This window comes from Exiguobacterium sp. s80, from assembly GCF_018618725.1.
Classification (GTDB): domain Bacteria; phylum Bacillota; class Bacilli; order Exiguobacteriales; family Exiguobacteriaceae; genus Exiguobacterium_A; species Exiguobacterium_A oxidotolerans.
In genome coordinates this window covers 140,248-153,768 of the sequence record NZ_JACSMP010000001.1, presented here as the reverse complement: position 1 = coordinate 153,768, position 13,521 = coordinate 140,248, and the positions used below count along the sequence as shown (strand labels likewise).

General features: G+C 48.2%; 12 protein-coding genes. 2 read left to right on the top strand and 10 right to left on the bottom strand.

What is annotated here, in order from left to right:
* Window positions 1-15: 15 nt before the first annotated feature.
* The 7 genes from KNP94_RS00800 to KNP94_RS16090 form a co-directional block, all read right to left on the bottom strand.
* Complete coding sequence (locus KNP94_RS00800; RefSeq protein WP_088836546.1) at window positions 16-846, bottom strand: ABC transporter ATP-binding protein; 831 nt, start codon at window positions 844-846, stop codon at window positions 16-18.
* An 11-nt stretch (window positions 847-857) separates the two neighbouring features.
* On the bottom strand, window positions 858-1,658 hold the full coding sequence (locus KNP94_RS00795; protein WP_088836545.1) for an ABC transporter permease: 801 nt from the start codon (window positions 1,656-1,658) through the stop codon (window positions 858-860).
* Complete coding sequence (locus KNP94_RS00790; protein WP_088836544.1) at window positions 1,655-2,947, bottom strand: nucleotide sugar dehydrogenase; 1,293 nt, start codon at window positions 2,945-2,947, stop codon at window positions 1,655-1,657. The genes KNP94_RS00795 and KNP94_RS00790 overlap by 4 nt, the downstream gene beginning before the upstream one ends.
* A 276-nt stretch (window positions 2,948-3,223) precedes the next feature.
* On the bottom strand, window positions 3,224-4,483 hold the full coding sequence (locus KNP94_RS00785; RefSeq protein ID WP_088836543.1) for a glycosyltransferase: 1,260 nt from the start codon (window positions 4,481-4,483) through the stop codon (window positions 3,224-3,226).
* A complete protein-coding gene (locus KNP94_RS00780) occupies window positions 4,480-5,802 on the bottom strand; it encodes a glycosyltransferase family 4 protein (RefSeq protein WP_239456843.1) in 1,323 nt (440 codons plus the stop codon). Before KNP94_RS00780 ends, KNP94_RS00785 begins: the two co-directional genes overlap by 4 nt.
* Entirely contained in the window at window positions 5,694-6,701 is a 1,008-nt protein-coding gene (locus tag KNP94_RS00775) for a class I SAM-dependent methyltransferase (RefSeq protein ID WP_214765438.1), read from the bottom strand. The genes KNP94_RS00780 and KNP94_RS00775 overlap by 109 nt, the downstream gene beginning before the upstream one ends.
* Complete coding sequence (locus tag KNP94_RS16090; RefSeq protein ID WP_215115090.1) at window positions 6,698-9,343, bottom strand: glycosyltransferase; 2,646 nt, start codon at window positions 9,341-9,343, stop codon at window positions 6,698-6,700. The genes KNP94_RS00775 and KNP94_RS16090 overlap by 4 nt, the downstream gene beginning before the upstream one ends.
* Before the next feature lie 283 nt (window positions 9,344-9,626).
* Here KNP94_RS16090 and KNP94_RS00765 point away from each other — a divergent pair, with 283 nt between their 5' ends.
* Window positions 9,627-9,788: a hypothetical protein gene (locus KNP94_RS00765; protein WP_167331095.1), complete on the top strand. Its 162-nt coding sequence runs from the start codon at window positions 9,627-9,629 to the stop codon at window positions 9,786-9,788.
* Window positions 9,789-9,893: 105 nt separating this feature from the next.
* Here KNP94_RS00765 and KNP94_RS00760 read toward each other — a convergent pair whose 3' ends face one another.
* Window positions 9,894-10,886, bottom strand: coding sequence for an NADP-dependent oxidoreductase (locus KNP94_RS00760; RefSeq protein ID WP_214765442.1), 993 nt, complete (start codon window positions 10,884-10,886; stop codon window positions 9,894-9,896).
* Between the two features lie 155 nt (window positions 10,887-11,041).
* On the opposite strand from KNP94_RS00760, the gene KNP94_RS00755 reads away from it, so the two are divergent.
* Entirely contained in the window at window positions 11,042-12,145 is a 1,104-nt protein-coding gene (locus KNP94_RS00755) for a PTS sugar transporter subunit IIC (protein WP_251131923.1), read from the top strand.
* 54 nt (window positions 12,146-12,199) lie between these two features.
* On the opposite strand, the gene KNP94_RS00750 is transcribed toward KNP94_RS00755, so the two are convergent.
* Together KNP94_RS00750 and KNP94_RS00745 are read right to left on the bottom strand one after the other, a co-directional pair.
* Window positions 12,200-12,826 (bottom strand): HAD family hydrolase, encoded by a 627-nt coding sequence (locus tag KNP94_RS00750; RefSeq protein WP_214765444.1) that lies wholly within the window; start codon window positions 12,824-12,826, stop codon window positions 12,200-12,202.
* 12 nt (window positions 12,827-12,838) lie between these two features.
* Window positions 12,839-13,405, bottom strand: coding sequence for a DedA family protein (locus KNP94_RS00745; protein WP_215115089.1), 567 nt, complete (start codon window positions 13,403-13,405; stop codon window positions 12,839-12,841).
* Between the last annotated feature and the right edge of the window lie 116 nt (window positions 13,406-13,521).

The window sequence follows — 13,521 nt, the reverse complement described above, 5'->3', positions numbered from 1 at the left end:
TCCCCTATTCCTTATTCATGATGACAATTCAATCGTCTCGCCACGGACGGACCGTTCGATTTCATCACTTCGTCCTGTCCGTTTTTTTGCCACGTAATGGGCAACTTGCTTTTTCGATAACTGTTTATGCCAGTAGAGATACTTGTTGTACTCCGCCATCGTCTCTGCGGTTGGTCCGAACATCCGGACTTCGCCGTATTCGAGCCATAAGACTTTTGAACAAAAACTTTTGACCTGACTGAGCGAATGACTGATGAAGAAAATCGTTTTCCCTTGATCACGAAACTCGCGCATCTTATCCAAGCATTTTTCCGTAAACGTCTGATCGCCGACCGATAAGGCTTCGTCGATAATCAAGATATCTGGATTGATGTTGATGGAAATCGCAAACCCTAAGCGGGCCCGCATCCCGCTCGAATACGTTTTGACCGGCTGGTCGATGAATTCCCCGATGTCGGCGAATTCTAAAATGTCTGGAGTGATCATTCGGATTTGTTTTTTGTTCAGTCCCATCATCAGCCCCTTGAGCTCGATATTGTCGCGCCCCGTCAACTGATTGTTCAATCCGCTCGAGATGGCAATTAAGGCTGACTTACCACGCAACGTCACCTGCCCGTACGTCGGAGGCGTGACGTTCGCAAGGAGATGTGACAACGTCGATTTCCCGCTTCCGTTGATGCCGACGACACCAACGATTTCACCTTGTTCGACTGAAAACGATACATTCTTTAAGGCATAGAACGGCTTTCCGCTCATCTTGCCAAATAAAACCTCTTTTAACTTATCAATCGGACGCGAATACAAGACGTATCGCTTCGAGACATTTTCAAACACGACATGACTCATCTTCGTTCCTCCTACACATAATCAATGAAATAACGACGGAATCGGATATGGACGGTTGCACCTGTCATTAAAATCACTGCGGTAATGCTCCAAAAATAACAGCCGTACCAAAGATGCTCCATCAAATACCCCGTTCCGATTAAGGCTGAACGATACCCTTCGATCAAATAGACGAGTGGATTGATCATCAACAACGTCTTAAAGATGGAATGATCGGGTGGGACCCACATGATTGGCGTCAAATACATCAACATCCGCATGCCTGATGTGACCATGTTTTGGACATCCCGGACCATCGTCGCGAGCGCCGACAACAGGAGCGAGACCGCATATAAGAAAATGATTCCTGCCGGTATGATGTACAACAGTTCGAACGTATGCCATCCCGGAAAATAACTAAAGGCAGCTCCAAGAATGATTGTCAGGAGGACCATCGCAATGTGCCGATAAAATTGTGCCAAAATGACATAGGCCGGAATCGTACTCAACGGGAAATGCATCTTCGAGACGAGCGCGACCCGTCCATAGATGGAACGGGACCCACTCGGAATCGTACTTCCGATAAAGAACCAGGCAATTAATCCACTGACTAACCATAATACAAACGGAATCCCGTCAACCGGGTGTCCACCTCGAATGCCAAAACCGAAGACGACCCAGTAGACACCGATTTGCAACAGCGGCGTCATGATTTCCCAAAACCACCCGAGGTATTGCATGCTGTATTGGCTTTTTGTCTCATAGAGTGAAAGGCGTACGATCAGGTAAAGATGATCTTTCAACTCATTGAGGACGGTACGGACGCTCTTCATATCGCTTCAGCGTCTACTTTCATCGTGTTATGTGTATGCAAGTTACCGAAGTTAAGGACCATGATATCTTCAAGCTCTCCGACGACGCCTTTCGTATCGAATAAGACCGGTGTCCGCATTTGGTTTTTCAGACGACGTGAATCAAATGCCTTGAATTCATCGTGATCGACAAGGACCAGGGCAAGATCGGCTCCTTGGATTGCTTCAATCTCGTCGACTAATGTAAACCGTGACGAAATCGAGCGTTCGACGTGCGGATCACAGACTGCGACATCGAGTCCACGATCTAGTAATTGTTCGATGACTTCGACTGCCGGACTTTCCCGCATATCATCAACGTTTCCTTTATACGTGACACCGAAGACAGCAATTTTCGGACGGACACGGTTGGCGACGAGGCGTTCTGCTTGATCCGCAACGAAACGGGGCATGTTGACATTCGTATCACGCGCCGTATGGATGATTCGTGCAAGCGACGGCGCCTTCGCGACGATGAAGTACGGATCGACGGCAAGACAATGTCCTCCGACACCCGGTCCCGGATGATGCAAGTTAACGCGTGGGTGCATGTTTGCCATCTCAATGACATCGAGGACGTTAATTTTAAGTTGGTGACACACTTGTGTTAATTCGTTCGCAAGGGCGATGTTGACGTCACGGAATGTATTTTCCATCAACTTTGACATCTCTGCCGTCTTCGCATCCGTCTGGACGATTTCTCCCTGGACGAAAGTCCGGTAGACAGCGGCCCCGGCCTTGGCACACGCTTCCGTCAGTCCCCCAACAATCCGGTTGTTATGAATCAATTCATGAAGAATTTGTCCCGGTAAAACCCGTTCCGGACAATGGACGACGAACACGTCTTCGCCAATCTTAAAGCCCGCTTCTTCAATCAATGGTCGTACATGGTCATCCATCGTCCGTGGTGCGATTGTTGATTCGACGATGACGACGTTCCCTTTTTCTAAGTGTGGCAGCAGATTGCGTACTGCTGAAATGACATATTTCAAGTCACATGATTTGTACGTATCGTCAAGGTTCGGCGTCGGAACGGCAACCAGAAAGACATCAGCTTGTTCCGGCGTTAATGTCGCACGGAACGTACCGTTCGCGACGACTCGTTTGATGACGTCTTCTAAGCCTGGTTCTTCAATATGGATATCTCCTGCATTCAACATTTGAACGATTCGCGGGTCGATATCGACACCGACTACTTCTGTGCCGTGATCTGCGAACATCGCAGAAGAAGGTAATCCAATATATCCAAGTCCGATTGTACAAAGTTTCATTTTGTCATTCCTCCATCTAGTGTGTAGTTCACGTCAAACCTTGCATCGAACATGACGTGGCTGTACCTAGACCATACCGACAATTCCTAGTGTTTCCAATGGTTCTAACCATCTCTTAAACCATTCTTCACAGACCTTACATTCGCCGTATTTTCTGTACTTTACGTAAAGGTTGTAAAGAATCGACGAACACGTTGACGAACCTTGTATGATACCGACCATATCCACATCAAACGTTCTCCATTTGTGTGGTTTCACTTGGTATTAGCTGTAACTTTAATTGACTTCAGGTGCTGTTCCCGCTGAAACAGCCGCATATACCGCTAAGAGATGTTGTTTTTCCTCGTCCCAGTTGTACCGTCTTCTCGCCTCTTCCGCTCGGCTTTTCATCTGATTGCGTAACGAATCATCCGCTATCAAGCGATTGACGGCTTGCGCAATCGACTCCGGCGACTCGACATCGACAATCAAACCGACCTGTTCCGTTTCGACGACCCGGCGAATTTCTGGTAAGTCTGCCGCGACGACCGGGACAAGTGCTGCCATATATTCGAATAATTTATTCGATGAGGCTGAATAATGGTTAAAGCAGACGTTTTGTAAGACTTGGAACCCAATCGTCGCTGCCGCTGTATAACTCGGCAACTGATTTAGTGGTACTTTATCGATGAAATAAATCCGCTCACGCGCTGAAGATTCCGCGGCTAAGCGTTGCAAATGTGTTTTGATTTTACCATCGCCAACAAATAATAAAGTTCCGTTCGTCACGGATGGCATCGCCTCAATCAATCGTTCCAGTCCGCGCCCTTCTTGAATCCCGCCTTGATAAAGCAAAATCGGTTCCGCACGGTCGAGACCGAGTTCTGTGTGCAGCGAACGTGCCGCCGGGATCGTTTCCTGATAAAACGGATAATTATGAAGAACCGTCGGCCGGCTTCCGTACAGTTGCTGGTGATAATCCGCTCTTGTATCATTTTCGACCATCGTCCAATCAACGAAACGCAACAGGATACGCTCAAGGATTCCTTGTCCCTTTCCGTATCCTGTCCGGTCGGTTTGCACTTCGTGTGAATCATAGACGACTTTTGCCTGACGTTTTGCTAAAATCGCTTGCGGTAACGTATTTAAATCATTGGCGTGCATGACATCGTATTGACGCTGTCTTGCGGCGCGCGTCATCCGGATGATGCCAAAGCTGTTATAAAGCGCATAGCGTAAAAAGCGGCTTTTTTGTAACAGATAGAGCATGAGCAAGACGGGAATCAACCACGGAATCAGTACCAACACTCCGATAGCCGCGACTAGCGTAACCGGTGACCGTTTCCGAAAACGCGACAGCACACCGGCAAGTGGTGGTGTGCGATCAATCCGAAGAATGCGGAAACCTGCTGGATGCTGCTCGATTTTCGGTAACGTTCCGTCATTTAAACAGTACAAGTCGACCTGATACGCAGCATCAGCAAGGGCGGTACATTCCCTTAACACACGGGCATCGTTCGTAAAAGTGTTCCAAACAAACATTCCGACACGTTTCATCCCTTCACCTCCACTGTCTGTTGACAAGTTTGACGAATCGCTTCAAACAGTCGCTCTTCATTTTGTTCCCAGTCAAAATGTGTTTGGACGTAGGAGACGCCAGAGCGTCCCATCAATGCCCGTTCTTCCGGATTGTTTGCGAGATGACGAATCTGCCGGACGATCTCGTCCCGGCTGCGGTCACGCGATACGACACCAGCACCCGATGCTTCAATCACTTTTGCGGCATGTCCGGAAACAGCGCCGACGATGGCACATCCCATCGCCATATAATCGATGATTTTCCCTGGTGTGACCGTGTCAAATGCCGTGCTCTCGACAAGCGTCGCAAAGGCGATGTCACTTTTAGCGAGCTGTTTCAATGCGTCCCAACGCGGCATCGCGTTCATGAAGTGGATGTTCGTCAGTTTCCGCTCCGCAATCAACTTCTCGAATTTTTCCTTATGGTATCCGTAACCAACGACATGGAATTCAATGTTTCTGTCGACCATCAACCGTTCCGCCACATCAAGTAATAAAAAGACATCTTGCGCCAGTCCGATGTTTCCCGTGTAGACAACGCGGACCTGTTCCGAGACATGACGCCGTTTAATCAACCACTCATTTTCTTCAATCGAATTCGGAATGTAGTGAATACGCGATGCGTCAATCCCCTTCTGTTCGATATAGGACCGAAACCCTTCGCTGTTGATGACGATTTGATCCGCTTGATGATACATCCATTTTTCAAGCCAGTACAATGGTCTCAATAACAGGCGTGATTTCGTGATGCCGACACCGACGAGTGATTCCGGCCATAAATCACGGACATCTAAAATCAGCGGTGCCTGTTTGACATGTTTCGCGACGACACCGACCAGTCCCATAAAAATCGAAGGTGTTGTCGCATAGATATATTCGTACTGTTTTGGATCTTGCCGCACTTCTTTGATCGCTAAGAAAAACTGTTCGATGAAGAGGTGGAGTCGTTTCCACAAATTAGTCGTCGCCCGGACATCGCGTGGTTGAATCCGTGTGATGTGCGCGGCGTCAAGCGTCGGTTCGTCCCAAAACATCGCATCCGTATAGAGTTCCGCCGTCGGATAAAGCGGCTCCGACGTCAAGACATGGACGTCACTGCCCCGTTGTTCCATCCGTTTAAAAATATTTTTCATCCGATTCGCAGCACTTCCGATTTCCGGATAGAAGTTTTGACAAATCATCAACACGTTCATCGACGCCTTGCCTGTCTTCGTGATAGTTTTCGTCTGAGCTTCCAGTAACGGACGATGACTTTTCCTAATTTTGAATTTGCGAGTGACCGGTATTTTGATTTCCATGCTTCATTCGCCTCCAGCACTTCCATGTTCGAAACGAGTGCCTCCTCGTAACGTTTGAGCACTAACGTATATTGGTGCGCAAGTTGTTCCAGCTGTTGATTCATCTCGCTTACTTGGTGTTCCAGTTTCACCTGTTCATTCGATTGTTCCACCATCCGCAATTCAATTTCCGCTACGTGTTGCACTTTTTGTTCCAGCCGCTTGTTGACTTGTTTTAGACGGATGACTTCCGCTAGGTGCATCCGCTCGACAGTCTCAAACGAATTTTCGAGCCAGTCGACTTCTTCTGCAGACAACATCCGGGCCGGTTGTACATCTTCTTGAACGACAAGCGTCACGCCAAGCCACTTATCGAACCGTTCGATTTTTTCAATCGTGCCATAAGGTGTTACTTGTTCGACAAGTCGTTTCAAATAATAGGTCCGCTTATGATCGGCATAATCATTAACGCCGAACGGAACGGTCACGACAAGACGTCCACCTGGTTTGACGAGTGTATATGCCTGCTGAATCACCCGTTCCGGTTCACCGATGTGCTCGAGTACTTCCGTCATCAAAACCGTATCGAATTGCCGGTTTGCTGAAAAAGACATGATGTTCGCTTCACTGAACATGACGACGGATTGGACAGATGCCGCTTCTTCTTTTAACGCAGACGTTGCTTCAGCGATTGCTTCCGGAGAGACGTCGATTCCTGTGACACGTTTCCCTTCGCGTCCGAGTAAAATCGGGACGAGTCCCCCTGAGCACCCGACATCAAGGATGTCTTCTCCCTTCGCCTCACGTACTATCCAGTGGATGCGCGCCCGGACCTTTTTTCCGAACGCGACCCCTAACTGGTCATAATAGGCGGCGCGGACTTGATCCTTTGGTCGTTTCATTCCTGCTGTGCTCGTCATGCCGTGACCTCCTCTAATAACAATTCTTGAATCGCATCCGTCTTACCCGCATCCGCTAATTCAACAAACTGTCGGACTAACGGTGCCGTTAGTTGAATCGGTTCGTAAAACCCGACAATCGTCCGTAATAAGGCAACACTTGGTCCAAAGTCCTTATCGCTGCATTGGCGCAGCTTGACCAAATACCAGTGTTCGAAGAAATGCTCAAAACGTTTCGTCTTGTATTGGTCGAGCACACCATATTTTGCAAACTTCTCTGCTCGTGCCCGTTCACGGAGGACACTGCGCTCAAAGAAGCGGACCGTCAACGAGTTAACCGTCGAGCCGGCGACTGCCGCGTAATAATAATGCACGACGCGGTTCACAAGCAGAACACGCTCCGCCCGTAACATCATCTCTTGGAAAAATAACGAGTCTTGACCGACGGCTCCGACGACCTGTTCCAGCTGATGTTTGACGAGGAAATCGCGCTTGACGACCAATGCTTGAATGCTTTGCACGGCAAAACGATGTTCAAGCAGATAGGCACGGGGGTCTTCACAAACGGTTCGTCCCTTTTTCCGAATCGTCGGCAAGGCGATGATGCTCGTCTTCTCCGCTAACTTTTTCATATGACCGACTGCAAAATCGAGCGTCGGATTTTGATCAAGCTCATCTAACAACTCCGCATAACGGTCACTGAGCACTTCATTGTCCGGATCTAAAAAGGCCACCCGGTCGGCACGCGCCAGTTCGACACCTTTGTTACGAGGACGTGATGCACTTCCGCTCCCGCCTGTTTCAAAGAAGTAAGTCGTCACGTTCCCGTGTCGCCGTCCAATTCGTTCGACGGCTTGAATCGTCCCGAAATCCGTCGACCCGTCGTCGACAAGCACGATTTCCGTTTCGTCAAAACGATTCATCCGCTTCAAGCTCGCAAAACACTTATACATCAAATGAGGGCCGTTGTTATAAATCGGCACGACGACTGACAAGACCGGCGCAAGGAGCGGCTTCGTTTGATACTGTTCATTCCACTCGAAGCGATCCAGCATGAGCGTCCGTCCGGATAACGTTCCGCTGACAAACTGTTCAAACGGGACATGCTCCCGCCAGACCATCGCTCCGGTATCTGCGCCTGACGTCTCAAAGACTTCATAAGCGGCTTGTCCGCTGAGCGATTTCCGGACGATATCGGCATCGGCAAACTTAAAGCCGTTGCGTAAATCTTCGAGGTAATATTCCCCGTACGACTCGCCGCCGTCGAGCAGGGCAACAAGATCGGCTTTTCCATATTCCCTTTCCGTCAACTCGGACAGGTGACAAATAGCATCCGCTTCAATCGATTGCTTGGCAATCTGCTGTTCAAGAGCCGGTGTCGGATTGCGTAAGACGACGAGCAGGCGACGCGCCGGTTGTTGTTGATTGAGTTTCAACATCCGCGCCAATTGATCGACCCGGTCAAACACCGTGTGACTCGACATGACGGAACGAATTCCTTCAGCACGCAATCGCTCAATGTCTTCTTCAGATGTCCGTTCGACGATTGCTTTGATTTCCTGTTGATCGTGAACTGTAAATACGTTTGGAAACAGATTGTTGACGGCGATACTATAATTCGAAATGATTAGATTCCCAAGTGCCTGCGATTCAAAAATCCGGCGCGCACACATCGTTTTACTGTATTTGATGCTATTGAGATTCAACACCCAGTCGTAACATTTGCTCACCTGCTGAAGCGCATCATACGGAATCGCAGGTGCAACCCGTTTGACGTACCGGTCCGGGAAATGATAGTCCGGTAAGCCGAGGTGATAGTTGCGGTCGACGATATCAAGCTGATGCGATGAGCTCATCACCCCATCGAACAGCACTTCCGTATCCTTGACACGTTCTGGATACTTCGCCATCCAGCTCCCGGCGAACAACACATGATTTTTCCGGCTTCGGGTCGCGCCAAGCGGATTATGGATCAGCGGATTCACACCGAACGAGACCGCTTCAATCCGGTCATGGCCACAAAGCACTTGATATTCCGGAAGCATCGCTTCGTCCGATGTCAGCACATAATCGGCTTGTTTTGCCAGCTCACTGAAACGGTCGAAGTTACTCGGGTCTTCCGTTGACTGGAAGACGACCGGAATCCCTTGCTGTTTCACCTCTCGCATCATCTGGAGGAGTAATGTTCTTTTTTTCGATTTCGGTGTCGCGACCCCTTTCCAGTCACCCCCCTGCAAGCCTTTCCATGACGTGATGACTAAAAAGAGATCGATTTTACGACTAAAGACATCCTCAAACGTGTCTGCATTCACATAATGGAGATGGAACGCATCTTGATAATAGGCATGCATGAACTCGGAACAGACGACAGCTACTTCAAGCGGTAGCGGCTCATAGTAACGTGACTGACTCCGAAGCGGAATCGATTGGTAGTCAATCGTATCGAGTAATTGTTGATTACTCTCTTCTTGATAGCGCTTCGTTTTTGTTTCAACCGGCTTGTTTGACGGACGAATCGTCTTAGCCGTTCCCAACGATCCTAACCGTTGTAATGTCTCGAACGCAGTCGAACTCGCTGCTGGTTCCGTCTTCAATCGCTTTTGTTCAGCACGGACCCAACTTAGCTGTTGCGTTACTTTTCTTTTCCACTGTTGTCCATTCACGTTCAAAACACCCTTCCTGCTTGATCTCTTTTCAGTCTACGAGAGCAGTTCAAAGGGCACTTAAATCCCTTGCAAGGTTTTTGTAAAGAGTTGATGAATGTTCTCCAGTATTTCCTTACATTCCAGTTGAGAAGATGACTGATTGGCATGGACTGTAGTTTGTTCGTGACTTACTTTTGAATAATTAGGCAATAAAATATGATGAGCACTTCATTAGTTTCAGAATCAGATAGACGGGTAAATCTTAAGAAGATTCGAAAAAGAGAAAGGAATGAATTTTACCATGAATGAAAAAAAAGAGAATTTACCAAATGAACAGGCAGACGTCGGTCTTCACCCAGATCCTGAACCGGCTGAAACATCAGACCCCGGCATCAAGCCTGCTGAGACACAACACCCCGATCCAGATTTAGAAGAATTGAAAGACGATCAAAAAAAATCATGATCGACGTTACACGTCGTACCTAAAAAAAGAAGCGTCGGACGATTCAATTACGAATCGTCCGACGCTTCTTTTAGATAGTACGTTTTTACATACAAAGTCTACACTTTACAGTTTCACGAGTAACTTTCCTGTGTTCGAACCATCGAACAGACCTAGGAATGCATCCGGAACGTTATCGAAACCTTCAAAAATCGTTTCTTCATATTTCAATTCACCGGCACTGACCCATTTCCCTAACTGTTCTGCCGCTTCCTTGAAACGTTTTCCATAATCCCCGACTAAGAAGCCTTGCATCCGTGCCCGTGAAGCAATCAATTTTGATTGTACGCGAGGTCCGATGTTCTCTTTTTCATTATATCCAGAAATCGCGCCACAGACCGGAATACGGGCAAACGGATTCAAACGGTCAATGACCGCGTCCCCAATCTCGCCTCCGACATTCTCAAAATAAACATCGACCCCACTCGGACATGCGCGGTCGAGCGCTTCGCCGACGTCTTCCGTTTTGTAGTTGATGACTTCATCAAAACCAAGTTGCTCTTTTAGGTATGTCGTCTTTTCATCGCTTCCCGCGATTCCAACGACACGAGCACCTTTGATTTTGGCGATTTGACCGACGATTGATCCGACAGCCCCGGCCGCAGCCGACACGACAACCGTTTCACCTGGCTGCGGGTTACCGATATCCAGTAAACCAAAGTAAGCCGTCATCCCTGTCATACCGAGTACGCCGAGCGCTGTCGATACAGGTGCGAGCGACGCATCAATTTTCCGAACAGTTTTTGCATCGACAACAAGTTTCGTTGCCCAGTCGAGCATTCCGACGACGATATCCCCTTCTTTAAGAGCATCACTACGTGACTCGATGACTTTCGCGACGACACCCCCTTGAACCGGTGCGTCCAGCTCAAATGGTTGCGAGTATGAACGTGCATCATTCATCCGCCCGCGCATGTATGGATCAACTGAAATGTAGAGTGTCTCGAGCAAGACTTGTCCCGCGTCTGGTGCGTTTAGTTCGATTGATTCATACCGAAACGTTTCACGCGTCGGACGTCCTTCAGGTCTTTCTGCTAAAACGATTTGTTGTTCTGCCATTTCATTCATCCTCTCTAATATCTTTTACCCTTTTACTCTACCAGTCCTTTTCACGGAGTGCGAACAGAATGCACTCATCAATTCACAGAAAATTCCTATTTCTTCTTGACGTGTTCTTTCCTGTCGCGTAAGATAAAAAACAATTCATAGCTTTTATGCTGTTATGCACAAAAGCATTACATAAGGAGTGTATTCCCATCGAATCTTCTACAACACGAATCAATCGTCAGTTCGGTATCCATGTACTGAACGGACTCAGTATCGGAATTTTAGTTGCACTAATCCCAGGTGCTCTGCTCGGCGAACTCGCCAAAGCATTATTACCTTACTTCGCGCCCGCTCAACACATCATCGACTCGACTACGATTGCGATGCGCTTGCTACCGATGGTCATCGGTGTTGCCGTCGCCATGCAATTCAAGACGACTCCAATCGAAACCGCCTCGATTGGTCTAGCGACCGTCGTCGGTTCAGGTGTCGCAACACGGACGGAAACAGCCGGTTTTTTATTCGTCGGTACGGGTGATGTCATCAACGCAGGTGTAACAGCTGCCATCGCAACCGCACTTGTCTTATGGATTGGAAATCGTTTTAAAACCTACACTGTTCTCGTCATGCCGACGTTGATCATTGTCGGTGCAGGTGGGATCGGCGTCCTTACATATCCGTTCGTCACTAAAATCACTGCGGCGATCGGTCAAATGATCACTCAGTTCACTGTTCTGCAACCAATCTTGATGGGCGTCCTGTTAGCGGTCACGTTTTCTGTTTTGATTGTCTCTCCCCTATCGACCGTCGGGATTGCGACAGCCATCAGCCTCTCCGGCATTGCGGCAGGCGCTGCGAACCTCGGTGTCTGTGCAGCTGGATTCGGTCTTGCAATCGCAGGCTGGAAGGCAAATTCTCGCGGAACGTCGATTGCGCATTTTTTAGGATCACCGAAAATTCAGATGGCAAACTTCATTCGAAATCCCATCATGATCGTTCCCGTCATGTGTAGTGCCGCTGTTCTCGGCGGGTTAGCCGGGATTTTAGGGATTCAAGGAACACCGTTTAGCGCCGGCTTCGGTATGTCCGGGTTGATCGGTCCAATCAATGCTTTGCATTTGATGGCAGGTGGATGGACATGGGCAAATGGACTGCTCGTCTTCGGATTATTCATTTTACTCCCGATTGTCCTCTGCTTATCCTTCCATCAGTTATTCCGTCGCTTCCGCCCCTGGACGAACCAGGAAGACTACCGACTCGATTTTGAATAATTAAAAGAAGCGGATTGCCGGTACCGGCAATCCGCTTCTTTTAATTATCATACTTTAAACAAACTTTAAGACATCTAACGGTTGTTCAAGCTGGTGGTCTGCGAGTTCCCATTCATCCATCGTCCCGAAACCGAACCGGCAAATCGCAACCGGCATGTCTGCAATTCGTGCTGCTTCGATATCAGACGACCGGTCACCGACCATCAAGTACTCGACGTCTCCAAACTCTGCTCGATGTGCCGCTAAAATATCAGCTTTTTGTTTTCCGTTCACTGAACCTAAACATTTCGGACTCGTGAAAAACGGTCGGATGGCTTGACTGTCGAGGACAAGATTCATGTAGTGGACCCCGCAATTGCTTGCCGTCGAGACAATATGCCCTTGTTCCGTCAAGGTGCGGAGTAAATCCCGGACTCCTTCAAACAACACCTCTTGATCCTTCATTGTCTGTTCTAAATGATGATGACGCTTTTGGCGAATCAACCGAATGTCTTCTTCTGACGCATCCGGAATCGCCTTTTCCCAAAACGCACTTCCCGCCAGTCCGTAACTTGCCCGAACGCGGTCTTTTGATGGTTTTTCAAGATGCGGCATGTCTGCCATCGCAAGATGAATCGCCTCTGTCATCTGATTTGTCGAGTCGATCAATGTCCCATCAATATCAAATAAAATAACTGCCATGAAAACACTCCTCTATTTTTTTAGCATTCTCTTTTTTCTAACATATAGGTAAACCCCGAGAAGAAGCAATAGCCCGATGATCCACGGAGTATACTGGTGAAAATCATGATGTCGTCCATTCATACCATGCCCGAGCTTTTTTCCACCCCAGATGAAAAACGCTGACCACACAAAAAAGGACACCGTCGTTGCGAGCGTGAACGTTAAACGAGAAACACCTGTCAGACCTGCTCCAACCGCAAAACCCATGCGCCACATCGGTGACAGGAGTAAAATAAATCGTCCGCGCGTCTCCATTTGCTGTTGAAATTGAACCATTCTCGTTTCAGAAATCCGAAACAATTTAAAAACGCGTCCAAGTAGCCGCTCACTTCCGAGTTGACCGATCGTAAAGAAGATGTTCTGGCTGACGACGAAACTGAAGACGGCGACAAGTAACATCAAGACAATATTTGATTGTGCCGTATGCACTAAGTAACCCGCATAGGCGAGCGGGACTTCACTTGGTAAAAACGGAAACATTAATGTCACCATAATCCCTAGATACCCATAGGACTCCATCCATGCATGCCAGGCCATCACATACCTCCTCTTCTCCGTTCGTTTCCTCTTCCCAGTGTAACGAACTTTACGAGTAGCGTACAGAAAACAACTTTTTTCCATTATAAAAGCCTGACACTGAATCAATCAGTGTC

Coding starts and splice junctions, on each gene's coding strand:
- KNP94_RS00800 (WP_088836546.1), bottom strand. CDS start 846: ATGAGTCATGTCGTGTTTGAAAATGTCTCGAAGCGATACGTCTTGTAT.
- KNP94_RS00795 (WP_088836545.1), bottom strand. CDS start 1,658: ATGAAGAGCGTCCGTACCGTCCTCAATGAGTTGAAAGATCATCTTTAC.
- KNP94_RS00790 (WP_088836544.1), bottom strand. CDS start 2,947: ATGAAACTTTGTACAATCGGACTTGGATATATTGGATTACCTTCTTCT.
- KNP94_RS00785 (WP_088836543.1), bottom strand. CDS start 4,483: ATGAAACGTGTCGGAATGTTTGTTTGGAACACTTTTACGAACGATGCC.
- KNP94_RS00780 (WP_239456843.1), bottom strand. CDS start 5,802: ATGGAAATCAAAATACCGGTCACTCGCAAATTCAAAATTAGGAAAAGT.
- KNP94_RS00775 (WP_214765438.1), bottom strand. CDS start 6,701: ATGACGAGCACAGCAGGAATGAAACGACCAAAGGATCAAGTCCGCGCC.
- KNP94_RS00765 (WP_167331095.1), top strand. CDS start 9,627: ATGAATGAAAAAAAAGAGAATTTACCAAATGAACAGGCAGACGTCGGT.
- KNP94_RS00760 (WP_214765442.1), bottom strand. CDS start 10,886: ATGGCAGAACAACAAATCGTTTTAGCAGAAAGACCTGAAGGACGTCCG.
- KNP94_RS00755 (WP_251131923.1), top strand. CDS start 11,042: ATGCTGTTATGCACAAAAGCATTACATAAGGAGTGTATTCCCATCGAA.
- KNP94_RS00750 (WP_214765444.1), bottom strand. CDS start 12,826: ATGGCAGTTATTTTATTTGATATTGATGGGACATTGATCGACTCGACA.
- KNP94_RS00745 (WP_215115089.1), bottom strand. CDS start 13,405: ATGGCCTGGCATGCATGGATGGAGTCCTATGGGTATCTAGGGATTATG.